Genomic DNA, 23,423 nt, shown 5'->3' on the forward strand with positions numbered 1-23,423 from the left:
AACTTCAATCACTGTGGCGGAAATGCGGCCTCATTTTCTTCCGATGTATCCCTTCATGCCAAGGGTCACAATCGAAAAACGCTCAGGCGATCCGGAAATATCCCGTCATCCCCGTCTTCTGATGCTCGATGATATGGCAATGGAGCAGCCAGTCGCCGGGATTGTCGGCTACCAAAGCAAGTTCGGCCTGCTCGTCCGGAAGCAACAAGATCGTGTCAGTCGGCGGCGGTAGAATCGCGCGCCTGTTCGAGGAGATCACCCGGAAGCTCAGGCCGTGCAGATGGATCGGATGGGCGTGCGGCGTACGGTTGCGGACCTGAAGCACATAGCTTCGTCCAAGTTTCAACTCTGAGAGCGGTGCCACCGGATCGGGCGTGTCGCCCGGCCACGGCACCTTGTTGATCGCCCAGAACGTATAACCGATCGTGCCGCAGATGCTGGGCGACGGCGCATGCTCCGCCGTGGCCGTGAAATCGAGGGGAATGCGTTCGGCCGTGGACAGATCGGCCTCGGCGACGGGATTGGCAGGCAGTGGGCTGACATCGCGAATGTCACGCTTCAGCGACTGGCCGGTCGCCCGCAGCGTCGCGATCGTCCACGGCGTCGAGCCCCGGAAGTTGCCGAGCGTCACCACCGCGCCCTCGGTATCGGGCATGCGCAGGACAAGTTCGGCGCGCTGGCCCGGACCGAAATCGAGCCGGTCGAGCGGAGTGGGTATCTCCACCGGGTTGCCGTCAAGCGCGATCACCATCGCAGCCGCGCCATCAATACCGACAGTATAGATGCGCGTGACGTCGGTCGCGGCGAGACGCAGGCGCACGAGGCCGCCAGCGGGCGCGTCATGGGCCGGCGCCTCAAGCCAGTTGGCGGTGCGAACCGTGCCGTAGGTTCCGCCGCGGGCCGCGTCGCGGGGTTTGAAGGGTGCAAGGAAAGCGCCGTCTTTCCCCAGCCGCCAATCGCGGAGGTTAAGCACGATCTCGGCATCGAAAAGCGGATCGGCCGGATCCTCCACGACGATGACGCCGGTCAGTCCATGCCCCATCTGCGTCAGCGTGTTGCAGTGCGGGTGATACCAGAAGGTACCGGCATCCGGCGGCGTGAACGCATAGTCGAAGCTGTCCCCGGCATAGACGTAAGCCTGCGTCATCTCCGGCACGCCGTCCATGGCATTGGGAATGCGCAAACCGTGCCAGTGCACTGTCGTCGGTTCGTCAAGGCCGTTTACCAGCCGGGCCGCGAAGGGCTCGCCCTTGCGCATGCGCAGAACCGGGGGAACGTCGCCCTCGGCAGGAATGCCGAGCGTATAGGTCATCAGCTTGCGGGTCACGGCTCCCGCAGCGATATGCCTGTTGATGAATCGCGTGGTGAGCACGGCCGGGACCGGCGCCGCCAGGCCGTTGCGCGCGGCGAGCCCAGCGCCGAGCGAGAAGCAGGCTGCGGCGGTGGCCGATCCCGTCAGAAACGTGCGGCGGCGGATGGCGGACATGGATGGCTCCCGCTGTTGCGATGCCGTCTTTTAAGCTTGAACCCGCTATTCAGCAATTGCTACGCCCGCGCATCTTGCCGCAGGCTGCCCTGTCGCGTCAGGGCTTCTTTTCATCACCGGGTGAGGCCGCGAGCTTGTTGAAGAAGGAGGAGGTGCGCAACAAATTGCGAAACCGCATCGAACGCTCCCCCGCCGGTACTGCGCCGCGTGCCATCATGCGCTGCAGGGTGTAGACCATGAAGCCGAGAAGCACGGCGGCGGTGTAGATGAACAGCGCTTGCGGCCCGAAAATGTCGAGCATGACGGACGCGAACAGCGGCCCGATGATGGCGCCGATCGACCAGAAGAACAGCATGCCGGCCGAGACGAGCGCGTGCTGTCCTTCGGCGGCATGGTCGTTGGCGTGGGCCGAGCAGAGCGAGTAGAGCGGCATGGCAAAGGCGCCGAAAATGAAGATGCCGACAAAATTGGCCCATGCGTCGCTGCCCGCGAAAAAGGCGAGGTAGAGGCCGGCGAGCAGGGAGCCGAACGTGGCAAACAGGATGACCAGCCGCCGGTCCAGCCGGTCGGAATAGAGCCCGAGCGGATATTGCAGGACCACGCCGCCGATGATGCCGACGCTCATGAAGGTGGCGATCGCCGTGATCGACAGGCCGATGCCCTCGGCATAGATCGGCCCCAGCGACCGGAACGTCGAGTTCGTCAGGCCCACGACGATGCAGCCGACAGTGGCAAGCGGCGAGATGTTCCACAGCGCCCTGATATCGAACTTGATCGCCTCCGGCGCGCCGGGGCTGGACCGGTCGGCAAAGGAAATCGGCACCAGCGACAGCGTCAGCGCCATGGAGACGATGGCAAACAGCTGGAATCCTTCGATGCCGACGGTCGGGATCAGATATTGCGCGGCGGTGACAGAGCCGAGATCGACAAGCCGGTAGATCGACAGGGTGCGCGCTCGATTGGCATTCGTTACCCGCGCGTTCAGCCAGCTTTCCACCGTCGCAAAGAGGCTGGCAAAACACAGTCCGGCGATGAGCCGCATCAAAAACCAGAACCAGGGATCGATCCAGAGCACCATTGCGATGGACGCGGCGGACGCGATCGCCGCCATGGCCGAAAACGTCCTGATATGACCGATGGAGCGCAGGATGCGCGTCACATAGATGCAGCCGATGGCAAAGCCGATATTGTAGCCCGTGCCGACAAGCCCGATCAGCGAGGTCGAAAACCCCTCCTGCAGCGCGCGCAGCGAGATATACGTCCCCTGCAGGCCGTTGCCACCGATCAGAATACCGGCAGTAATGAGAAGAGGGATGAGAGGGCGGATCTGGGACATAGGACGGCGAAATCCGTTGCGGCGACTCAAGCGCCAGACAGGATGGTCAGCGATCTCTTAGACCCGTCACAGCGCCGGAACCAGCCCGGCTTCCGCCAAATTTGCATCGCGTCGCGACGCTCACCCGCTTTTCGGCAAACACGTGCCGAAGAGCATCACATGGCACTGATCCGATTGCGGCCGCCGCGCTTGGACCGGTAGAGACCATCATCGGCCCGTTTCAGGATATCGTCACTCGATTCGTCCGTCAGAAGGAATTCGCTGAGACCGCCGCTGATCGTAACGCGGTGGCCGAGCGCCTGTCCGATCTCGGCGGTGATGCGCAGGCGCAGTCGGTTGGCATTGGGGAGCCCCTGTTCCATTCGGGTGGCCGGCATGAGCACGACAAATTCGTCTCCGCCGTGGCGTGCCAGCACATTGGCCACGGGCAGGTGTGTCCGGCAGGCCTCGGCGATCGTCGTCAGGAAACGGTCGCCCATCGGATGGCCGAGATCATCATTGACCCGTTTGAAGTTGTCGATGTCGAACATCAGGACGCAGGAGGGAATATGATCGCGGCGGAAAAGGTCGAATTGCAGATGCAATGCGTCCAGAAGTCGGCGGCGGTTGAACAGGCCGGTGAGGGCGTCCGTTTCGCTCATCTCGCGCAACTGCTTTTCGACGGCGTTCTTTTCCGTGATGTTGCTGGCGACCCAGACGACGGCATCCTCTCCGTCAACGGTGAAATCGAGCGCCTGAATGCGTCCTTCGAACCATATGGGCTGATCCGGTCCGGTGGTTTCCAGACCCTTCACGTCGCTGCCGGCAAGGCTGTATTCGACGATGTGCAATTGCCGTGACAGGAGCGCCTTGCCGATCTCCGTCGAAAACCAGCGTGCCTTTTCCAGGTTGAGCACATCGAATATGCTCTGGCCTATCAGGGAACTGCCGTCATGGTAATAGCGGTGGTCCGACCCGCCAAAAATTGCGGCATAGCGGCCGCTTCGCGTGAGAATGAACGCCGGGTCCGGCAAGGCGGCGAGAATGAAATACAGCTGCTCGCGGGAAAACGAGAGGTCTTCTTGCCTGGTCCTGATCGGATGGCTTGCTGAGGCGGTCATGGCTTCTGCTCTGCTGTCGGTTCGTATTTACTGCAGCGCCCACGATGGACGGCGTCCAATTTGCATACGCAGCTTATAATTTTACATATAAAACCTTCGAAATGTTCAATACACAGAGACGCCGCTAACACGACGCAAGGCCCCGCGTCGGATTTCTCATGAGCATTGTGTCCAGAGCGTTATTGAAAGGCGTTGTGCGTCTCGCAAGATTCTTCTATGGCGTCTGCAACAGTCCCGGCCTTGACAAATCGGCCCCGCCATGCGCTTTTCCGCCCGATTTTGACGCTGCCGCAGCGCGCTTCGGCGTGGCTGCGCGCCACCCATTGTTCCAGGATAATATGATGCATCGTTACCGCAGCCACACTTGCGCCGCTCTTGGCAAGGCCGATGTTGGCCAGACCGTTCGCCTGTCCGGCTGGGTTCACCGCGTCCGCGATCATGGCGGCCTGCTGTTCATCGACCTTCGTGATCATTATGGCATGACGCAGATCGTCGTCGATCCGGATTCGCCCGCCTTCAAGGCGGCGGAGACCGTGCGCGGCGAATGGGTGATCCGCATCGACGGCACCGTCAAGGCGCGTTCGGACGAGACGGTCAACAAGCAGATGGCGACCGGCGAGATCGAGCTTTATGCGCAGGAGATCGAAGTACTCTCCGCTGCCAAGGAATTGCCGCTGCCGGTGTTCGGCGAGCCGGACTATCCCGAGGACGTGCGCCTGAAATACCGCTTCCTCGACCTGCGCCGCGAAACCCTGCACAGGAATATCGTCAAGCGCACCCAGATCATCGCCGATATGCGCGCCCGCATGAACGCCATCGGCTTTGCCGAATATTCGACGCCGATTCTCACGGCCTCTTCACCGGAAGGCGCGCGCGACTTCCTCGTGCCGTCGCGCATCCATGAAGGCAAGTTCTTCGCCCTGCCGCAAGCGCCGCAGCAGTACAAGCAGTTGCTGATGGTCGCCGGTTTCGACCGCTACTTCCAGATTGCACCCTGCTTCCGCGACGAAGACCCCCGCGCCGACCGCCTGCCGGGCGAATTCTACCAGCTCGATCTCGAAATGAGCTTCGTCACCCAGGAGGATGTCTGGAACACGATGGAGCCCGTCATGCGCGGCGTCTTCGAGCAGTTTGCCGAAGGCAAGCCGGTGACGCAGGAGTTCCGTCGCATTCCCTACGACACCGCCATCCGAACCTATGGCTCCGACAAGCCGGACCTGCGCAACCCGATCGAGATGCAGGCCGTCACCGAACATTTTGCCGGTTCCGGCTTCAAGGTTTTCGCGGGCATGATCGAACGCGATCCGAAGGTCGAGGTCTGGGCGATCCCGGCCAAGACCGGCGGCTCGCGCGCCTTCTGCGACCGCATGAACGCCTGGGCGCAATCGACCGGCCAGCCGGGTCTCGGCTATATTTTCTGGCGGACGGAAGAGGACGGCACGACCGCCGGCTCCGGCCCGCTTGCCAAGAACATCGGCCCGGAGCGGACCGAGGCCTTGCGTATCCAGCTCGGTCTCGACGTCGGCGATGCCTGTTTCTTCGTCGCTGGCGATCCGGCAAAATTCTACAAGTTCGCGGGCGAGGCCCGCACCCGCGCCGGCGAGGAACTGAACCTCGTCGACCGCGACCGGTTCGAACTGTGCTGGATCATCGACTTCCCGTTCTACGAGTGGCTTGATGACGAAAAGCGCATCGATTTCGCCCACAACCCCTTCTCCATGCCGCAGGGCGGCCTTGAAGGGCTGAATGGTCCGGACCCCCTGTCGCTCAAGGCCTATCAGTACGACCTCGTCTGCAACGGCTTCGAAATTGCCTCCGGCTCAATCCGTAACCAGTTGCCCGAGGTGATGGTCAAGGCGTTCGAGCTGACCGGCAAGTCGGCGCAGGAGGTCGAGGAACAGTTCGGCGGCCTTTACCGCGCCTTCCAGTATGGCGCTCCGCCGCATGGCGGCATGGCGGCCGGTGTCGATCGCGTCATCATGCTGCTCGTCGGCGCAAAGAACCTGCGCGAAATCTCGATCTTCCCGATGAACCAGCAGGCGCAGGACCTGCTGATGGGCGCCCCGTCGCCGGCCACGCCCGCGCAGTTGCGCGAACTCGCATTGCGGGTGATACCGATGGCGCCAAAGAAGGACTGAGCCCCGGAACCTTTCCGTCCTCCTTGTGTTGTCTGGCGAAGACAATGCAAGGAGACAGACATGCGCCCTATTCTTCTCGCCGCGACCGCGGCTCTACTCACCTTATCCGCGTCTGCTCAAGCGCAAGACGTCATCGTGACCCAGCCCTCGACAACCACGGTGGTGCCGTCCACGACGACGGTTGTCGAGGTTCCCGGCGAAGTCCGCACTTATGTTCTGGAGCAAAACGTCCAGTCAGTGCCCTATGAAGGCGATGTGCTGATCGGTGAAGTCCTGCCGCAATCCGTCGAGACCCGTGTGATCGATGGCAATGGCAATTATGCCTATACGGTCGTCAACGAACGGCGTGTCATTGTCGATCCGCAGACGCGACAGGTCATTGAGATTCTAGAGTAACCGAACGATAGAGCATCGAACGATACGAAAACGGCCGCGCCAATTGATTTTGCCGCGGCCGTTTTGCATGCATAGGTGTCGTGCCGGTCAGTCGTTCGCGGTTACCTTGACGCCAAGCACGCTAGGCACCGTGTTCGGAGCGCCCATTGCGGCGCCGACGATCATCGGAAAAGGAACCGGTTTTGCAGGCTCGGCGCTGATCGTCAGGCTTTTCGGCGCATCCAGATAGCTGTTGACCGCGGTCGAGACCTGGTTCTGCAGTTCCGGCACATTGAGCTGCGCCATCATCAAGGGCACCATTCCCTTCAAGGACTGAGCAAGCTGGTCGCCGGAAACACCCTGCTGGGCGCCGATATAATCCAGCACTTTCTTGGTGATCGTTGCGTCATCGAAGCGGATGGAGGCGCTGTTGAACGTCAGCTGCTGCATCAGGCCCATCATGGCCATGCCCATGGCCTGGTTGGCCTCCTCCTTGTTGGGATTGGCTGCAGCACTGTTGGTCGCCTCCTGAACAGCCTTCACGAAGTCCAGCGTATAGCCCGAAAAGTCAAAGCCCAGGGCAAGACGGCCGACATTCGCGAAGTCGAAGGCATACTCCTCCAGCGAAACATTGCCCGAAGCGATCTCCCAGCTGCCCTTCATGGTCATTTCGCCGTCTAGCGTCGTCAGGCCGAGCTTGGCGATTGCGTCCTTGGCCTTGGCGTCCTCGATACCGGACAGATCCGCCTTGATGCCGGAGAAGCTTGCGTCGAAATCAAAGCCGGCGTCGCTTTCCTGCTTGGTCAGATTGGCTTCGGAGCTTTCCATCGAAAACACCTGTTTGCCCTTCAAAGACACCGTGATCGGGCCGGACCCGGCGGTTTCGTAAAGTATGATGTCGTTGATCGTGTTTCCAGCCGGATTGCCGGGGATGGTCAGCCCGCCCATCGTGATGCCGCTTGCCTTGACCTCGACCTCCGCGTCCTTCGCATCGACGTCCGGCAGGGTTACCGTCTCGACATAGTAACCGCCGCCATCCGTCTCCTCGACGCCTTCCAGGGTGACTTCGCCGATTTTCAGGGGATTGCCGGGGTTGGCGGTCGGTTTCACACTGACGCCCGAAAGCGTGACGGTCGAGCCATCGACAGCTACGTTGTCATAGGCGATCGTGGCGCCGTTTGCCGCATAGGCAGCATTGAGCTTGGCAACGAGATCCGCGCCGTCGAGCGCAAAGGCCGGGCTGGAAAGACCGATGAGCGCTACGCTTGCGAGCATCAGACGGAAGTTGCGGTGGATCATCATACGAAGGGGTCCTTGGTTCACGGCGATTGGTTTCAAATGCACTTCTAATACGGATTGCGGCCGAAATATATTCGAAAGCTTTTCCGAACCCTATCCGTTGCCTGCTTTTCATCTGCCAGGCTGTTTGCTCTCGGTGATGTGGCGGGTATTGCCGGATCGACACACATTCGATCGAACGGAGCTGAAAAATGTCGAACTGACCGTTCTATGCTCTGCTGTGCGAAAAGCGGTTCTCCACAGCGCAATGCCCTGCAATCCTTGCTGTTGCGGGCTTCTTGGGGTAGCAAGAACCCATGGGACAAAGCCTTTTGCCGCCATCGGGCGGAGACGACCACATTCAGCCGGTAGACCTCAAGGCGGCGCTGGAAGAGCGCTATCTTGCCTATGCCCTGTCGACCATCATGCACCGCGCTCTGCCGGACGTTCGCGACGGTCTTAAGCCCGTCCATCGTCGCATCATTCACGCCATGAGCGAGATGGGCATCCGCCCGAACTCGGCCTTCAAGAAATGCGCCCGCATCGTCGGCGATGTCATCGGTAAGTTCCACCCGCATGGCGATCAGTCCGTCTATGACGCGCTGGTGCGTCTGGCCCAGGATTTCTCGCAGCGTTACCCGATTGTCGACGGACAGGGAAATTTCGGCAATATCGACGGCGACAGCGCAGCCGCCTATCGGTACACCGAGGCCCGGATGACCGACGTCGCTGCCCTGTTGCTGGATGGCATCGAACAGGACGCCGTTGACTTCCGGCCGACCTACAACGAGGAGGACCAGGAGCCGGTCGTCCTGCCCGGCGCCTTCCCGAACCTGCTCGCCAACGGCGCTTCGGGCATTGCCGTGGGCATGGCCACGTCCATTCCGCCGCACAATGCCCATGAACTCTGTGACGCCGCCCTCCACCTGATCAAGAATCCGGGTGCGTCCGTCGAAGATCTGATGCTCGACCCGAACAATCCTGAGCGTGGCGGTATCGAAGGCCCCGATCTTCCCACGGGCGGCATCATCATAGACAGCCGTGAAAGCATCATAGAGGCCTACAAGACCGGCCGCGGCGGTTTCCGGGTGCGCGCCAAATGGGAGGTCGAGGACACCGGTCGCGGTGGCTACCAGATCATCGTCACGGAAATTCCATTTCAGGTCCAGAAGTCGCGTCTGATCGAAAAGATTGCCGAGCTTCTCATTGCCCGCAAGCTGCCGCTGCTCGAGGACGTCCGCGACGAATCGGCGGAAGATGTCCGTCTGGTTCTGGTGCCCAAGAGCCGTTCGGTTGATCCGACCATCCTGATGGAATCCCTGTTCAAGCTGTCGGAACTCGAAAACCGCTTTCCGCTGAACATGAATGTGCTTTCCATGGGCCGAGTGCCGCGCGTGATGGCGCTGAACGAGGTTCTGTCGGAATGGCTCGCCCATCGCCGCGAGGTGCTGCAGCGCCGCTCGCGGTTTCGTCTGGCGGCGATCGATCGCCGTCTGGAAATTCTCGGCGGCTATCTGATCGCCTATCTCAATCTCGATGAGGTCATTCGCATCATCCGCGAGGAGGACGAGCCCAAGCCGGCCCTGATGGCGAGGTTCAAGCTCACCGACCTGCAAGCCGAATCGATCCTCAACATGCGCCTGCGCTCGCTGCGCAAGCTGGAGGAGTTCGAGATCCGAACCGAATTCGACGCGCTGTCGAAGGAAAAGGCGGAGATCGAAACGCTGCTCGCTTCGGACGAGAAGCAGTGGCAGACGGTCGCCTGGGAAATCGGCGAGGTGAAGAAGAAATTCGCCAAGGCCACCGAACTCGGCCGCCGCCGCACCCTGTTCTCGAATGCGCCGGAAGCCGATCTCGAGGCGATCCAGCAGGCGATGATCGAAAAGGAACCGATCACTGTCGTCATCTCGGAAAAGGGCTGGGTGCGCGCGCTGAAGGGCCATATTTCGGACGTCAAGACGCTACAGTTCAAGGAAGGCGACGGGCTGAAGCTGTTCTTCCCGGCATCGACCACGGATCGAATCGTAATCGTGACCACGGGTGGAAAAGCCTATACGCTGGGGGGCGACAAACTGCCGGGCGGACGCGGGCATGGGGAACCGCTCCGTATTATCGTGGATATGGAAAATGATCAGGATGTGCTCACGGCCTTCGTCCACGATCCCCAACGCAAGCTTCTGATCTCCTCGGCCGCAGGCAATGGCTTTGTGGTTCCGGAGGCCGACATGGTCGCAAATACCCGCAAGGGCAAGCAGATCATGAACGTCGCCATGCCGGACGAGGCCAAGCTGGTCATCCCGGTCAAGGGCGACCACGTCGCGATCGTGGGTGAAAACCGCAAGATGCTGGTTTTCCCGCTAGCGCAAATTCCGGAGATGGGTCGCGGCAAGGGCGTGCGCCTGCAGCGCTACAAGGATGGCGGCGTTTCGGACATCCGCTGCTTTGCCATCGCCGATGGCCTGACATGGGCCGATAGCGCCGGCCGCAGTTTTGTGAAGACCAAGGACGAACTGATCGAATGGCTGGGCGATCGCGCAACGGCGGGCAGGGCGGTGCCGAAGGGCTTTCCGAGGAGCGGGAAGTTTACGGGGTGACGAGAGACGGATGCATTCGGGAGATTTACGTCCGCCATAGATCGAATGGGACGGTGTAATCCCGCAGAAATTGTGCCGCGCCCAATTCATCAATTTCTCCGGCGGCGACAGATAGAACAAAGGCGATAACGTCTGCTTGTTCCGCTTCGATAAGCAGGCCATTGATCAGCAGAAAGGTAAAAGCTGCAAGCCAGCCCGTCCTCTTGTTGCCATCGGAAAAGCCGTGGTTTCGAACAATGCCGTAAAGGTAAGCCGCAGCGAGAACGTGGATATCGTCCTCACCGTAGGCCGCTTTATTCATTGGCTGAGCCAAGGCGGATTCGAGTGCGTTTGCATCCTTGAGACCTGGCAAGCCTCCATGCTCCAGGATTTGTTCTTGATGAATGATCTCAATTGCATCGCGCGACAGCCACTTTGTTGAGGTCATTTCGCCAGTTCACGCAGCGCAATATGATACTTTTTCATGCCGATCCTGGCTGCTCGCAATTGTTCTGCAAGGTCATCCTTTTGGGGGGCGAGCTCAAGCGTGCTCCCGGTTTCCTTCAATTGAAACTCATCGCCAGCCTTCAGCCCGAGACGGTCAAGGACTTCCTTCGGGATGATGATGCCTTCGGAGTTGCCGATTTTGCGAATTGTAAGATGCATGGAATAGTCTCCGATGTTATAATCGCGTTATAACATCAGGCAATCTTCAGTGCAATTATTCTCAATGAAGCGGCGGCGCGACAGAAACCGCTGATCGTTGCCGCATTTGCCACGCCGAATGTCCGACCAGGGCCACAATCAACACCGCACCGCCGGCCAGCGTCTGCACGGTCGGAACTTCCATGAAGACGATCCAGACCCAGATTGGTGCCAGGATCGTTTCCAGCAGGTAGAACATGCCGACTTCCGGGGCCGAAAGATAACGAGGCCCGGTGGCGAGGCAGAAGAAGGCGAGTGGGATCATCACCAGCCCGTCGAAGATGATCCAGCCGGGGTGGGCGATCTCAAGCCCTGATCCGGGTGACAGGAGATAACCGATCACGCATGGAAAGATGGCTGTGGCCAGCGGCACCAGCCCCATGTCGCGGCCGGAGGCGCGGCTGACGGTAATCGCGGAGGCAAGCAGCAGCGCCGAGCAGACTGCCATGGCGTCGCCGGCAAAATTGCCGCTCGCCAGTCCGTCCTGAACGATGATGCCGACGCCGCCGACCATCGCCGCCATGGTAACAAGCGTTGCATTGGCAGGGCGTTCCGCGAGGAAAACCCAGGACAGCGCGGCTGCAAACATCGGCGTGAAGGCGACGATGAACACCACGTTGGCCGTTGCCGTGTTGAAGACTGACACAAGGAAGGTGATGGAGCCCAGTCCGTAAAACAGACCCGCGACAAGCCCCGCTCTGCCGGGCACCAGCGCAATCTTCTTGCCGAAAATCCGATTGAGCACCAGCCATGCGACAATCGCAACCGAAAAGGTGCAAAGGCTGCGCACGGCCAGCAGCGACCAGACCTCACCCTCCGCCGAGCGGATCAGCGGAATGTCGAACGACAGTGCAAGGCCGCCAATGCCGGTGATGAAAAGGCCGCGGCGGTGGGCGGCGGCGGAAACTGTCTGGATCAAGGTTCAATCCGATTCGGCAGAGGCGCTTTCCTCGGTATAGCGCTCCCAGCCGCGGGCCATAAGGTGCTCCTGCGGCAGAAACTTTGTTTTATAATCCATCTTGCGTGAACCCTTGACCCAATAGCCAAGATAGACATGTGGCAGGCCACGGTCCTGTGCCTTGCGGATATGGTCGAGGATCATGAAGGTGCCAAGTGAACGATGCGCCACGGCAGGGTCGAAATAGGAATAGACCATCGAGAGACCGTCGCCCATCGTGTCGGTCAGGGCCGCCGCGATCAGCGGCCCTCGCGCCGTTCCGATGCCATCGCCTTCCACCTTCAGGCGATACTCTATGATCTTCGTATTGACATGCGTGTCCTCCACCATCATCGCATAATCCAGCACGGACATGTCGGACATGCCGCCTTTCTGGTGGCGGTGATCGAGATAGCGGCGAAACAGGCTGTATTGCTCGCTGGAAGGCTCGGCCGGATATTCGGCCGAGACCACGTCGCTGTTCACGGCAAGAATGCGCCGCATGGAGCGGGTGGGCATGAACTCGCCGGCAACGATACGCACGGATATACAGGCACGGCACGTCTCGCAGGCAGGACGATAGGCAATGTTCTGCGACCGGCGGAAGCCGCCTTGCGTCAGGAGGTCATTGAGTTCCGGCGCCCGTTCGCCCACCATGTGGGTGAAGACCTTCCGTTCCATCTCCTGCGGCAGATAGGGACAGGTCGCCGGTGCAGTCAGATAGAATTGGGGAGCCGGTGTCGTTTGCGTGTTCATATGCTGCGGAAATCGCTCTTCGTGGCCGCGTCGAAACCGTTAGCATGGCGCAAGATTGAAAAAGGTCAATTGCGAGTTTCCCGCAATCTCGCTGCTGCGCAAAAATTTGGCCTTGCCGCCGGGTCAGACACGCGGCGGGCGGTGATACCACCCGCCGACAGCGCTGATCAATAGGCGTCCCGCCGAACCGTCACGGTGCCGATCAGAAGGTCGTGGAGCAGCCGGCCGCGGTCGGTAAACAGGCCGACGAGAAGAACAAGCGGCGTCAGCAGCGCATTGGCGATCCAGAAAATGACGAGGTGCACGATGGCCGTCAGGAAATCCATCGGCCTGCCATCCACACGGGCGATTGCCAGACCCATCATGTTCATGCCGGGCGAAGCCTGTTTCGCGCCGCCGACCGTCAGGCCGAAATACAGCATGGCAAGGCCGGCAAAAAGCACCGGATAGAGCATGAAGCCCAAGCCGAGCGTCAGGATGCCGAGGAAGAAAACGACGACGGCGGCCGGGATCCAGAGAAGAGCGACGATCGCATAGTCGATGACGAACGCAATCACGCGGCGGCTGAGCACGCCTTGATAGGCACGCCAGTCATTGCTCGGAATTCGCAAATTCTCGTCCTGTACACTCATCGACACTCTCCATGTTCAACAGTCTGGGATATGGGAAGTTCGGCCCGAAAATGCAAATGGTGCAGTGTCCCAGCTTCTGATCAACCCCGCTTTGACAGGATCCGAGCCACGTCCATGGCAAAATAGCTGAGGATCCCGTCGCAGCCGGCGCGCTTGAAGGAAAGCAGGGTTTCCAGCATGACGCGCTCCCCGTCGATCCAGCCATTCGCCGCCGCAGCCTTGATTTGCGAATATTCGCCGGAAACCTGGTATGCAAAGACGGGAAGGCCGAAATTTTCCTTCATGCGCCAGCAGATGTCGAGATAGGGCAGGCCGGGCTTTACCATCAGCATGTCGGCGCCTTCCTCGACATCCAGTGCAGCATCCCGCATCGCCTCGGTGCCGTTGGCGGGGTCGATATAATAGGTTTTCTTATCGCCCTTCAGCAGCCCGCCGGTGCCGATCGCTTCGCGGTAGGGACCGTAGAAGGCGGAGGCGAATTTGGTCGCATAGGCCATGATGCTGACATTCTGGTGGCCGGCCGCGTCCAGCGCCTGGCGAATGGCGCCGATGCGCCCGTCCATCATGTCGGACGGCGCGATGATGTCGGCGCCGGCATCAGCCTGAATGATGGCGGCGCGTGCGATCTGCGCGACCGTCTCGTCGTTGACGATGTCGCCATCGCGCAGAATGCCGTCATGGCCGTGGCTGGTGAACGGATCGAGTGCTACGTCGGTGATGACGCCGATATTCGGTACGGCTCGCCTGATCGCCCGTGTCGTCTCGTTAATCAGGTTGTTGGCGGCAAGGCTGTTGGAGCCGGTCTCGTCTCGCAAGGACATGTCGATGTTCGGGAAGGTCGCGATCGCGGGAATGCCGAGATCGGCTGCCTCTTTCGCTGCCTCCACGGCCCTGTCGATGCTCAGTCGGTTGACGCCGGGCATGGCCGCGATCGGCTCGACGATGTTGGATCCCGGAACGATAAAGATCGGCCAGATCAGGTCGTCCACTGTCAGCCGGTTCTCCTGCACCATGCGGCGCGTCCAATCGGCCTTCCGATTGCGGCGCATGCGCCGATGTCCGGTAATGATATCCACAAGGTCAGTCTTATCCGTCATGGCCGCCGTCTTCCGTCAGTTTGGTCGTCTGGTCGCGGTTTACCATGCGAGGCGGCCAAAGGAAAATAGTTGAGATGCGGCATGTTGCCTGCTGCCAGGGACGACATCCTGTGGGCGACGCCTTGTGCTTGCTCCCTCAACCAGCTGTCGGAGACGTGAGACACAATTGTCTTGTGGTTCGGCTGCAATGGGAGCATGCTCAATTCTTCGGCAGTATCTTGTGCGGGCGCTGCCGCTTCGGGGCATTTACCCTGGCCTCAAAAAAGGAGGACGTCTTGTCTTCCACGATTCATCAAGATTTCGTTCGCTCCATCCAACTGAGACCGATCGGTCGAACCGGTCGTCGCGGTTCCGGACGGATAGCGCTTCGCGCATCTTTCCTGGAGCCCAACGAAACGCTTTCCTTTCTGCATCGTCGCCTCAGGCTCTCGGTCAGGACCGACAGCGCACGTCTGCGGGGTATCGGCGTCGGCACGGATCAAGCGTTTTCAGCCATGGACACGCCGCGCCGCACGGCAGCGGGCATCGCAGTCTATAACTGGAAACCGGAGCCGAAGATGCCCCGACAGAGTGTCGTCCCACAATCGGAGGCCGACAGCGTCGTGCGCGACGATGTTTAGGGCTGGACCGCCGTCCATATCTGCCGTGGGGCTTTTCCTGATCCGGTCTTCACTGGTCGTTTCCCTGATTTTCATCGTCATTTTCGCCATGTCGTAACTGCGCGTGCCCACCAGATCGAAAGTACACCATGACCTTGTCCTTCCCGAACAATGCCCGCAGCTATGATGAAACCAAGAGGCGGGTTCGGTTCACCGGCTATGACGGTATGTTCGAAGTGAAATTCTTCGTAGCCGCCGACGTTCTGTCGAAGAATCTTGTTGCCCGCACCTCGGGCGAGCGGGACTATCTCGATGCTTTCGACCGGATGCGCGTCAAGATTCTTGACGTGGCGCAGCGGGCCTATAACAGCAAGCGCCAATCCACGGTGCTGCTGGACCTGTCGAATTTCAGATAGCGTGCCGATGGCGCTTGGCTGTCTTATCGACATTCGGGATCCCAGTCTGGCAAACCGCATCCGCGCCGCCTATCCTGTGCGTCATGGATTCTGATTCTGTAAAAATCCCGAAACTGTCGCTGGCCGAAATCGCTTTCAGTGTGCTGTTGCGTCTGGTGGCGGTCGCATGCTTCTGGTTCGGGTTGAACTATTGGGCTCTGTTAGTCGGCTTTTCGTTCGGGGGAAGCGGCCGTTTCGATCTTTTGTCCGTGCCGTGGCGGGTGGCGGCGACCGCGCTTGCCGTTGTTTATCCGGTTGCAGCCCTTGGACTTTGGCTTCTGGTCTCATGGGGCCCGGTCCTCTGGGTGGTCGCCGCTGCCGCGGAGATTGCCATGTTCGGGGCCTATCCGCAGGTGTTCGGGCAGAAGCCGCTGCTCATCATTTTGCACGGCGCGGTCGCAACGGTGTTCGTGATTTTTCGCGTCGTGATCGCCGTTCAAAAGGCAAGGCGGGCCAAGGCAGCAAGAATTGATTTACCTTGAGACAACGGCTGTGAATCGTAAGGCGCTGTTAAGGCTGTAGTTTAAGTCGAATTTTATACGTATTCGATAGTGTCTGTCTCAAGGCGGGAAGAGAACACACACCGCCAAACAAAACAGTGAGGCAGTCATCATGAACGCTAAAATGAAACCACAGGTCGTTTCCGTCAAAGAACCCCATGAAGATGCGATCCGCTCGCTCTACATGGAATCCCTTCATCTCGTCGAGCGTCTGCACCGTCGCCTGCTCGATGTCATCAAGGACGAATTCGATCGCCAGGGCCGTTCGGACGTCAATGCCGTCCAGGCGCTTCTCCTCTTCAACATCGGCAATTCCGAACTGACGGCAGGCGAACTGCGCTCGCGCGGTTACTATCTCGGCTCGAACGTATCCTACAATGTTAAAAAGCTGGTTGACCTCGGCTTCATCAATCACCAGCGCTCGCGCATCGACCGCCGCTCGGTCCGCATCAGCCTGACGGACGATGGCCAGGAGATCGCCGAAACGGTCGCCAAACTCTATGAGCGCCACATCGGCTCCATCCAGAAAGTCGGCGGTATCGGCACCGACGAGTTCGGCCAGATGAACAAGCTCCTGCAGCGCCTCGACCGCTTCTGGAACGATACCATGCTCTACAAGCTGTAATGTTCGCCATACAGTGCTGACGGGTGCGCGAGGCGCACCCGTCGCGTCCTCTGGTAGAGGAGGGGGCGATCGTCTATTGCACGCGCAATTCTTCGTCCTTGTTCACATATTGCTGGTTGGTAAGACCAGAACCTTCATGTTGCCAGATGAACTCGCCGCGCTCGTCGCCGTCATCGGCTGTGCCTAAGGCCTGCACCGCGACGCGGTCGTCATGTTCAATGATGCCCTCGAAGACATTTTTCGACTCGCTGTTATTGATGCGCTGAAACACGCGCACCGTTGCGGTGTCGCCCTCATTTTTCACGTAGATGGTAAATGCCATGGGTTTTCTCCTTGGTTGGTGATGTCGATCATCATGTCTTCGGATGAATGGGAACGGGCGGTGAAACGGCGACGATCCGGGCCTGCGCCTCGACCATCCTGTTCAGTCCGGAAGGGCTCACGTCGAGCGCCGGAGGAGAGCCCGAAGCGCTGGAGAACAGCCAGTTGAAGTCGAAGCTGTTATCGAGATTCGGGCGCGGCGCGTGGAGGAACGAGACGTCTGCCCAGAACTCGCCGCTGCCGCCGCTCGCCAGAATATCGAGGAAAAAGCCCGGATGGCTGTTGCCAGCGGCCCGCAGCCCCAGCGCGTTGGATGCGGGGACGGGATCCAGAACCCTGCTTTCACCGTCCGACAGGACAAGGACGGGCCGGTAGGCGATCAGGTCGTTGCCGGATGGCCGCTCCAGGAGAAGCTCGATGGCAACAACGTGCTGCGTGGCGCCGGCTGCTTTCAGATCGACGGGAATGACATGCTTTTCCGATCCATTTTCCGAAAAGCACAGGCTGATCGCCAAGGAAGCGAACCGGGCGACATGCGCAGGCGGCCCGGCAAAGCGGACCAACAGGCGGGCGCAGGCTGCTCCGTCCTCGCCCGGGGCAAAGCCGGTGGACACCAGATCGAAATAGGCCCGCTTATAGACATCCGGCACGGGTAAATCGCTGCCGCAGAGAATTGCGGCCGGGGTCTCGAATTCGACGATCCGCAGGCAGTTCTCGGCCGTGTCTGCAGTTCCATCGGAGTGCGGCAGCGTCACTGTCCTGCCCGTCAGCAGAGCTGCGCGCCGATATTGCTCCAGCGGACGCCCGGGACTGTCGAGAAAGCCCGTTGTCAGCACGGCAAGATGCCGATGAACGTGGAGCGGGACCGGTTTCTGAAATGTCGATGAGCAGATCCAGGTGCGACGGGCAACATTGCTTCGGTCGAAGGTCAGCGTGTTCGACGGCGCGTCGAGTTGTCCGAACAAGTCTCGCACTGGAATTTTGACTGGTGCGTCCGGGGTGCTGCCGGCATCCGGCGTGTGGACGAGATCGAAATTTCGCGCCGTCCGCGTCCAGGCGAGAAAGGTTGGTGCGCTCACCAGGGCGCTCAGCGCGGTGGCCCCCTTCGCATCGAGCGTCACAGGGCTCCCTCTGGCCGGAGACCAATCGGCACTGCACATGAGAAGCGGCGTGTTGCTGTTTCCCTGTGCGACGTTCGGTTTGCCGATTGGCCTGGCGAGGACGGAGAGGCAATAGCGGCCCGGGGTCGTCGGCTGGTGGAGAATGATCAAGCTGCGGACCTGATCTCCGCTCCAGCGGGTGACCGCTGCAACCTTTTCCGACGCACCGGCAATGCCGTCGACGGCCTCTTTCAGAATTGTCACCGTGTGGGTATCGCCGGTACTCTCCAGGGTCAGAAGCTCCGTCGCCGCTTCGCCGCTGCCATAGCTCAACATGACCTGTTTGCCGTCTTTCGCACCCGCCATGCGCCGTTCGATCCACCAGCACCGTTCTCCGTCCAGCCGCGCCGGATCTGAAACCGGTTGCGGCACTGTCCAGTTCGGGTCGATATAGCGGCGCATCGAGACGCCAAGAAAATGCTCTTCCAGATCCAGCGTCCGGCCTGTCAGACTGACGGGGGAAAGCCACAGCAGGGAATTCGGAAAAGCGGCACCCGGCGCGTTGGGAGCGTCGAAGGTAAGACCGGCCGGGCCTTCGGCATTGAGCGCCATTTCGAGGGCCACGTCGGCTGGCATGGGGCGATAGCTCAGCCTGGGATCAGGGCCGATTTCCTTCCTCGAATCGAGAATTTCCAAGGTGGCGTCGGCATCGCCGGAGGCAAAACCGTAGCTGAACCCGGTCTTGATTTCCGCTGCGATCCGGTCGGCCAGCCCCCCGCGGGAGAAAGGCGGTTCCTGCAGGATACTGAGCACCGGCGGCGCGGCCGGCGTGGCGTCGTTCGAAATGGCAGCGGCTGTCAACGGAATGAGCGCTCGCTGCTGGGGACGGGTGAGAACCAGACGTGACAACTCGGCCAGCATGGCGACGCGCAGCGTCCACGCCTGCGACGGCAAGGTCCGTTGCCTGGCATCCGTGACCCACGCCTTGACCTCGCGGCGGGAAGCGCTTGCAAGTGCGCCGGCATACCGCGATCGCAGGGTGAAGCGGTGACGAAAATAGGTGGCCGAAGGCGCGTCCCAGTTATGTTGCTCAAGCACGGTGCGGGCGGGCATCGGCGCAAGTCGCTGTGTTACGGTCTGGGCGTCGATGTCCGGGCGATCGAAAAATGCCTCCCGCTCGAAATGCAGGACATCGTCATCCGCACGAACCGGTACGGCCGCATGGGCGGCTTCGTCTGCCGAAAGGTCCGAAAGAGCTGCGATATCATGTGCTTCGGCGGGTGCGATATGATTGTAGATCGGCCTGCCGCTTGGCCGCCAGCGTTGCGTGGTAATGCCGATTTCACCCAGAAGCTGCCATTGCCGCCGCAGGGAATCCGTATTGAGTTCGTTCTTCCCCTTCGCTGTCAGAATATCGTAGCGCCGGGATTGGGCGATCGGCCTGACCTTGATCATCCTTTCAGCGAGCGCGATGGCCGGCTTTGTGGCTTCGCCAGTGGCATCGGGAGCAAGCTCCGGCATGCCGTCGAACATCGTTTCGATGCGCATCGCCGTGCAGGCATAGGCCATAAAGCCCTGCGCGGTCTCTCCCTTGATTGGAATGACGCGTCCGGCATGCTGCCTCAGACCTTCGTGAAGGACCGGTGGATGGTGTCCGTCCGGCTGGAAATGCCGGCCCGGAACCAGCGCGTCGACCGACAGCCGAGCTACCGTTCCGGCAGGAACCTGCACCGTCACCCCGTCGTCAAACATGCCGAACGGCCCAGGCTTGACAGAGAGCGTGATGCGGAACGCGGTCTCGATTTTTTGAAAGACGTGCGTCTTCAGAAGGTCGGGCGTCCAGATCACCCCGGCAGGAATGGACTTCGCTATATCAAGCAGTTTTCCGGAAAGGCTGATGGTGTTGAAGGCGCTGTGCTGCGCCGTAGAGGGGCCTGCCAGCTGATTCTGGATTGCAAGTTGGATCTGGATGGCCTCGACGGCCGGATCCGGCAGCCGGTCGAGAAAACGCGGCAGATTTTCATCGGTGTCTCGCAGCACATAGGCCGTCAGGAGAGCCCGCTTCAGATTGTTTGCCGCCGTCTCGTCGAGCGTGTCTTTCTTCCCGGGGAAACTGCGTTTCAGCAGGCTGCCATTGGAAAACCAGCGGTCGAAATCGAGATAGCCGATGCGCGGCGTATCGATCTGAACATCGACCGTCGAGGAAAGGCCCGCCTTCCAGACCGTATCGTCCGGCGCCAGCAGAAGCAGAGGGGCAGCGGGCTCATAAGGCTTCAGATCGTCCGCCGTCGCAAAGCCCAGCGTCGAGGCTGCGTCTGCCTCGAGAGCCAGGCGGATCCAGCCCTCCGAAATTTCCGTTCCTTGTGCCAACTGAAATGTTCCCGTCAGTTCGCCGCAGATGAAGGAAAAAAGCCGAACGATCTGGCCGGTGGCTGTTTCCCGGCTTTCCAGGCGGAAAGAGATCTCTTTAACGGCGGTGAAATCGAAACCGGACGGGCATTTCAGGCGAATTTTTCCAACACCTGTGTCCACCGGCCCGCTTGGGGCGGCGTTGAACAAACGGGCGACAAGACAAAGCGGTTTGCCCGTGAACGTGACATCCGCCAGCTTCCAGTCCAAAACAACCCCGGGACCGGACGACACGCTGATGCTCCCCCTGCCGTCCCGGTTGCGGAAGAGATCGCACACGCCGGGATGCCCCTCCGCTGCGAGAACCGTTCGCGGATAGTCGTCGCAAAGCGGCAACACCCCCGGAAGAGGCTCTGCTATGCGACGCGGCTGGCTGCCGGGTTCCGTCATCGCGATTTGCCCGATGGCCGTGCGGCGCTGATAGCGGGTCGTCAGGACGAGGCGCGGATCGGGTTTTCCGTCCAGGGCCGGTGCGCCGAAGGATGGTTTGGGCATCCAGGGCAAACCATCCTGCAGATCATCATCCTGCAGATCATAAGGCAGCGTTCCGGCATTCGTCGTTGCAAAGCTGAAGGTCTGGAACGTTCGCCCGTAGGCGAGACGCGGCACTTTGGCAAAACCGGGCAGCGGCAAAGCGCTCGGATCATGGGTTTCATGCGCGTAGAACGGTGTCTGTGCTGCAGGCGTTGCAGCTACAGCCTCGGCGGCGGTCTGCGCGAATGTCTCCGCCGCCAGCGGCAGCCCCTCGTATTCGATAAACATCGGCCCGCGGCCATCGCTGGTACCGGGCAGCAGCGGATGGATCGCAGCCGATGTCCTTTGCTGCGCTTTTGGCGGCGACGACGCGGGCCAGGCGAGATCGGCGAGGCTCGCATGCGCCCATCCATCCGCAGCCGCACCGGCTTCCGCATCCATCCTGCGGATAGCAATGCCGATGCCATTGAAGGCGCGGGCAAAACGCTCCATGTCCTGCCCGTCAATATTGGCCGCGATCTGGATCGGCAGGGGTGCGGGCGCACTGTCCGGGACAAAGCGCACCCCGCCGTGAACGAGATCGTCTATCTCGGCGACTGCGGCTTGATAGCCATCCCTCATGAAATCCGTCAGCTTCTCCCCGTCGACCGTTACAGGAAGCGGGATCGCGACTAGCCTCGTGATAATACCTGCGAAGATCGAGGGTGCGCCTTCGGCGGGGCCGAGCAGACGTTCACCGTAATAGTCCGACTGCCGCACGGCTTCGACCAACTGTCCGGCTTGCGTTGCGACCGACAAAAGCGCCTTGGTGAATTCGCTTGATGCGGCGCGGCGTATCGCCTCGGCTCCGTTGAAGGCGGTGTCCAGCAGGGTCCGATAGCTCTTCAAAGCCTGCAAAAATGCAAGCTCAACGGCGGCGGCGAGCGGCGCGTCGCCGGTGCGTCCGACATGGCCGGCGTAGAGACTGGCAAAAAGTCCGGCAATGGCGGTTTCTCTGGACCCTGCGTCCGCGGTCGCCTCCGTTTCGAAGAGCCGCAGGATGGTCGTCTCCGCCCCGGTCTCGTCCTGCAGCCTTTGCTCGACGTCAGCAAGCGCTTTGCGGAGAATCGATGCGCCGGCGCCCTTTTCGGTGAGGGCTGAAGCCAGCGGGGGACTCAATCTGGTTGGAATACCGTGCTGGAATGAATCCAGAAGCGTGTTCAGCAACTCCGTTTCCAGAGATGCGTTCGGCTTCGACGGGATTCCATGGAGGTGACGCAGGTTTCGGCACAGGCGCTCCCGATTCGCCGCGTCGCTCATATCCTGTCGCTGAAAAACGGCGTTTTGAGCGGAGATCGCGCCTCTCAACATACCGGCGAGGATGCTGATTTCATTGTCCTTATCGGCAAGGCTGTAGTCGATGCCAAGTCTGGCAGGAAGAGCATCGGCAAGGGCAAGAACGAGTGGTGCGAGAACCTCACCCATGGTCGCTGTTTCAGAAACGGGCTTCATGGTCCCGATGGCAAGCATATCGAGCGCCGCGCAAAGCCCGGTCACCGCAAGCCAGGCGGCGGCCGGCGCGTCCAGCACGTCGCCGTCGAGTGCCTCGCTCCATGAAAACAGCGCGTCGTACGCCTCGTCGCCCCAGCTGTTCGTACCGGCGCCGGGACCTGCAAGAACGGCAACCGGCGACATAAGGGATGCAGCGCGCGCTTCGAACCATGTCATGCTGCGCCAAAACGCTTCGGCCTGCGCATCAACCTTCAGGTAACCCTGGGCATCGAGGAACGGGCTTACCGTTTCCGGCGAAAGCGTGAAAGCACCCGGCGCTGGCAGGATCTCGGTGCGGCAAATGATTTCTCCAACGCCGCCGCCCGGGTCATAGGTGAAGTCGCAAAAAGCGCCGTCGGATGTTCGATTTTCTGGAAAAAGAACAGTTGCCGGATCGCCGAAGACCGGCAGGATCGCATAGGAGTGGCTTGGCTCCGTGCCGGCCACTTCGAGAATATGAGTGAGCCCCAGCCGATGAGAAACAGGTGCATTCCAGGAGTGTGCCGCGCGCAGCCTGTAGGTGGCCGGTGCGACGGTTGCTTCTATACTCGTCTCGGTGAGACTGGTGGCCGGTGTAGCCCAGTAGTGGCGGATGCCGGGGTCCGCAGGCGCCGCCATGTCAAGCCATCGTGATACATGTTCCGCTGCATCCGGTGCCGGGGCGTCGGATATCTGCCGCGCGATGGCGGCGGCTGTGTCCACCGCGGTAACGGACCGTGTTTCCCCCTCCGGCTTCACCTCGAAAATGGCGAACCGGACGGCCTGCACAGCCCCTGCAAAGGTCTTGAACAGACTTTTTGCAGCATCTTCGTCCTTTGCCAGTTCTCCCCTTTTTGCCGCCGCTGTTTCGCCGGCGCGGATATCCGCGAGCGTGATGTCGGTCTGGCATTCGAACCCCAGATTGACGGCCAGTCTTTTCAAGGATGGATCGACGGAATGGAAGCTCTCCGGTTCGGCATCGAAGAGGCAGTGAATGATGGGTGTCGTGAGCGCCATT

At 60.6% G+C, this 23,423-nt stretch carries 19 protein-coding genes; 7 read left to right on the top strand and 12 right to left on the bottom strand.

Going from position 1 to position 23,423, the window contains the following annotated elements:
- Nucleotides 1-82: 82 nt before the first annotated feature.
- The 3 genes from PY308_RS08705 to PY308_RS08715 all read right to left on the bottom strand — a co-directional run bounded on the left by PY308_RS08705 (nucleotide 83) and on the right by PY308_RS08715 (nucleotide 3,922).
- On the bottom strand, nucleotides 83-1,486 hold the full coding sequence (locus PY308_RS08705) for a multicopper oxidase family protein (protein ID WP_275790255.1): 1,404 nt from the start codon (nucleotides 1,484-1,486) through the stop codon (nucleotides 83-85).
- A gap of 97 nt (nucleotides 1,487-1,583) precedes the next feature.
- Nucleotides 1,584-2,822, bottom strand: a complete 1,239-nt coding sequence (locus tag PY308_RS08710) for an MFS transporter (RefSeq protein ID WP_275790258.1) — start codon at nucleotides 2,820-2,822, stop codon at nucleotides 1,584-1,586.
- 155 nt (nucleotides 2,823-2,977) lie between these two features.
- Entirely contained in the window at nucleotides 2,978-3,922 is a 945-nt protein-coding gene (locus tag PY308_RS08715) for a GGDEF domain-containing protein (RefSeq protein ID WP_275790260.1), read from the bottom strand.
- Nucleotides 3,923-4,263: 341 nt separating this feature from the next.
- On the opposite strand from PY308_RS08715, the gene aspS reads away from it, so the two are divergent.
- Together aspS and PY308_RS08725 are read left to right on the top strand one after the other, a co-directional pair.
- Complete coding sequence (gene aspS / locus PY308_RS08720) at nucleotides 4,264-6,060, top strand: aspartate--tRNA ligase (RefSeq protein WP_275791067.1); 1,797 nt, start codon at nucleotides 4,264-4,266, stop codon at nucleotides 6,058-6,060.
- Nucleotides 6,061-6,120: 60 nt separating this feature from the next.
- Nucleotides 6,121-6,456 carry a DUF1236 domain-containing protein gene (locus PY308_RS08725; protein ID WP_275790263.1) on the top strand — a complete coding sequence of 112 codons (336 nt, stop codon included), beginning with the start codon at nucleotides 6,121-6,123 and terminating at the stop codon, nucleotides 6,454-6,456.
- Nucleotides 6,457-6,543: 87 nt separating this feature from the next.
- Here the strand turns inward: PY308_RS08725 and PY308_RS08730 are convergent, their stop codons facing one another.
- On the bottom strand, nucleotides 6,544-7,734 hold the full coding sequence (locus PY308_RS08730; RefSeq protein WP_434064249.1) for an aq_1923 C-terminal domain: 1,191 nt from the start codon (nucleotides 7,732-7,734) through the stop codon (nucleotides 6,544-6,546).
- Nucleotides 7,735-8,030: 296 nt separating this feature from the next.
- Between PY308_RS08730 and parC the strand changes: the two genes are divergently transcribed.
- Nucleotides 8,031-10,307 (top strand): DNA topoisomerase IV subunit A, encoded by a 2,277-nt coding sequence (gene parC / locus PY308_RS08735; protein WP_275790268.1) that lies wholly within the window; start codon nucleotides 8,031-8,033, stop codon nucleotides 10,305-10,307.
- 25 nt (nucleotides 10,308-10,332) lie between these two features.
- On the opposite strand, the gene PY308_RS08740 is transcribed toward parC, so the two are convergent.
- The 6 genes from PY308_RS08740 to hemB form a co-directional block, all read right to left on the bottom strand.
- Nucleotides 10,333-10,734 (bottom strand): type II toxin-antitoxin system death-on-curing family toxin, encoded by a 402-nt coding sequence (locus tag PY308_RS08740; RefSeq protein ID WP_275790269.1) that lies wholly within the window; start codon nucleotides 10,732-10,734, stop codon nucleotides 10,333-10,335.
- The gene (locus PY308_RS08745; RefSeq protein ID WP_275790271.1) at nucleotides 10,731-10,952 is read right to left on the bottom strand and encodes an AbrB/MazE/SpoVT family DNA-binding domain-containing protein; all 222 of its coding nucleotides are present in this window, start codon (nucleotides 10,950-10,952) and stop codon (nucleotides 10,731-10,733) included. Before PY308_RS08745 ends, PY308_RS08740 begins: the two co-directional genes overlap by 4 nt.
- A gap of 61 nt (nucleotides 10,953-11,013) precedes the next feature.
- Nucleotides 11,014-11,910, bottom strand: coding sequence for a DMT family transporter (locus PY308_RS08750; RefSeq protein ID WP_434064217.1), 897 nt, complete (start codon nucleotides 11,908-11,910; stop codon nucleotides 11,014-11,016).
- A gap of 3 nt (nucleotides 11,911-11,913) precedes the next feature.
- Nucleotides 11,914-12,684, bottom strand: a complete 771-nt coding sequence (locus tag PY308_RS08755) for an arginyltransferase (RefSeq protein WP_275790275.1) — start codon at nucleotides 12,682-12,684, stop codon at nucleotides 11,914-11,916.
- 167 nt (nucleotides 12,685-12,851) lie between these two features.
- Nucleotides 12,852-13,316 carry an RDD family protein gene (locus PY308_RS08760; protein WP_275790277.1) on the bottom strand — a complete coding sequence of 155 codons (465 nt, stop codon included), beginning with the start codon at nucleotides 13,314-13,316 and terminating at the stop codon, nucleotides 12,852-12,854.
- 80 nt (nucleotides 13,317-13,396) lie between these two features.
- Nucleotides 13,397-14,413 carry a porphobilinogen synthase gene (hemB, locus tag PY308_RS08765; protein WP_275790280.1) on the bottom strand — a complete coding sequence of 339 codons (1,017 nt, stop codon included), beginning with the start codon at nucleotides 14,411-14,413 and terminating at the stop codon, nucleotides 13,397-13,399.
- A gap of 275 nt (nucleotides 14,414-14,688) precedes the next feature.
- Between hemB and PY308_RS08770 the strand changes: the two genes are divergently transcribed.
- The 4 genes from PY308_RS08770 to ldtR all read left to right on the top strand — a co-directional run bounded on the left by PY308_RS08770 (nucleotide 14,689) and on the right by ldtR (nucleotide 16,592).
- Nucleotides 14,689-15,033 carry a hypothetical protein gene (locus PY308_RS08770; protein WP_275790282.1) on the top strand — a complete coding sequence of 115 codons (345 nt, stop codon included), beginning with the start codon at nucleotides 14,689-14,691 and terminating at the stop codon, nucleotides 15,031-15,033.
- A 128-nt stretch (nucleotides 15,034-15,161) separates the two neighbouring features.
- A complete protein-coding gene (locus PY308_RS08775) occupies nucleotides 15,162-15,428 on the top strand; it encodes a DUF1488 family protein (protein ID WP_275790284.1) in 267 nt (88 codons plus the stop codon).
- A gap of 83 nt (nucleotides 15,429-15,511) precedes the next feature.
- On the top strand, nucleotides 15,512-15,949 hold the full coding sequence (locus tag PY308_RS08780) for a DUF6163 family protein (protein WP_275790287.1): 438 nt from the start codon (nucleotides 15,512-15,514) through the stop codon (nucleotides 15,947-15,949).
- 130 nt (nucleotides 15,950-16,079) lie between these two features.
- Nucleotides 16,080-16,592, top strand: coding sequence for a transcriptional regulator LdtR (gene ldtR / locus PY308_RS08785; protein ID WP_275790290.1), 513 nt, complete (start codon nucleotides 16,080-16,082; stop codon nucleotides 16,590-16,592).
- Nucleotides 16,593-16,665: 73 nt separating this feature from the next.
- Here the strand turns inward: ldtR and PY308_RS08790 are convergent, their stop codons facing one another.
- On the bottom strand, nucleotides 16,666-16,914 hold the full coding sequence (locus tag PY308_RS08790) for a hypothetical protein (RefSeq protein WP_275790293.1): 249 nt from the start codon (nucleotides 16,912-16,914) through the stop codon (nucleotides 16,666-16,668).
- A gap of 31 nt (nucleotides 16,915-16,945) precedes the next feature.
- Nucleotides 16,946-23,422, bottom strand: coding sequence for a hypothetical protein (locus tag PY308_RS08795; protein ID WP_275790295.1), 6,477 nt, complete (start codon nucleotides 23,420-23,422; stop codon nucleotides 16,946-16,948).
- Nucleotide 23,423: the final 1 nt, after the last annotated feature.

Source organism: Pararhizobium gei (assembly GCF_029223885.1).
Lineage (GTDB): Bacteria > Pseudomonadota > Alphaproteobacteria > Rhizobiales > Rhizobiaceae > Pararhizobium > Pararhizobium gei.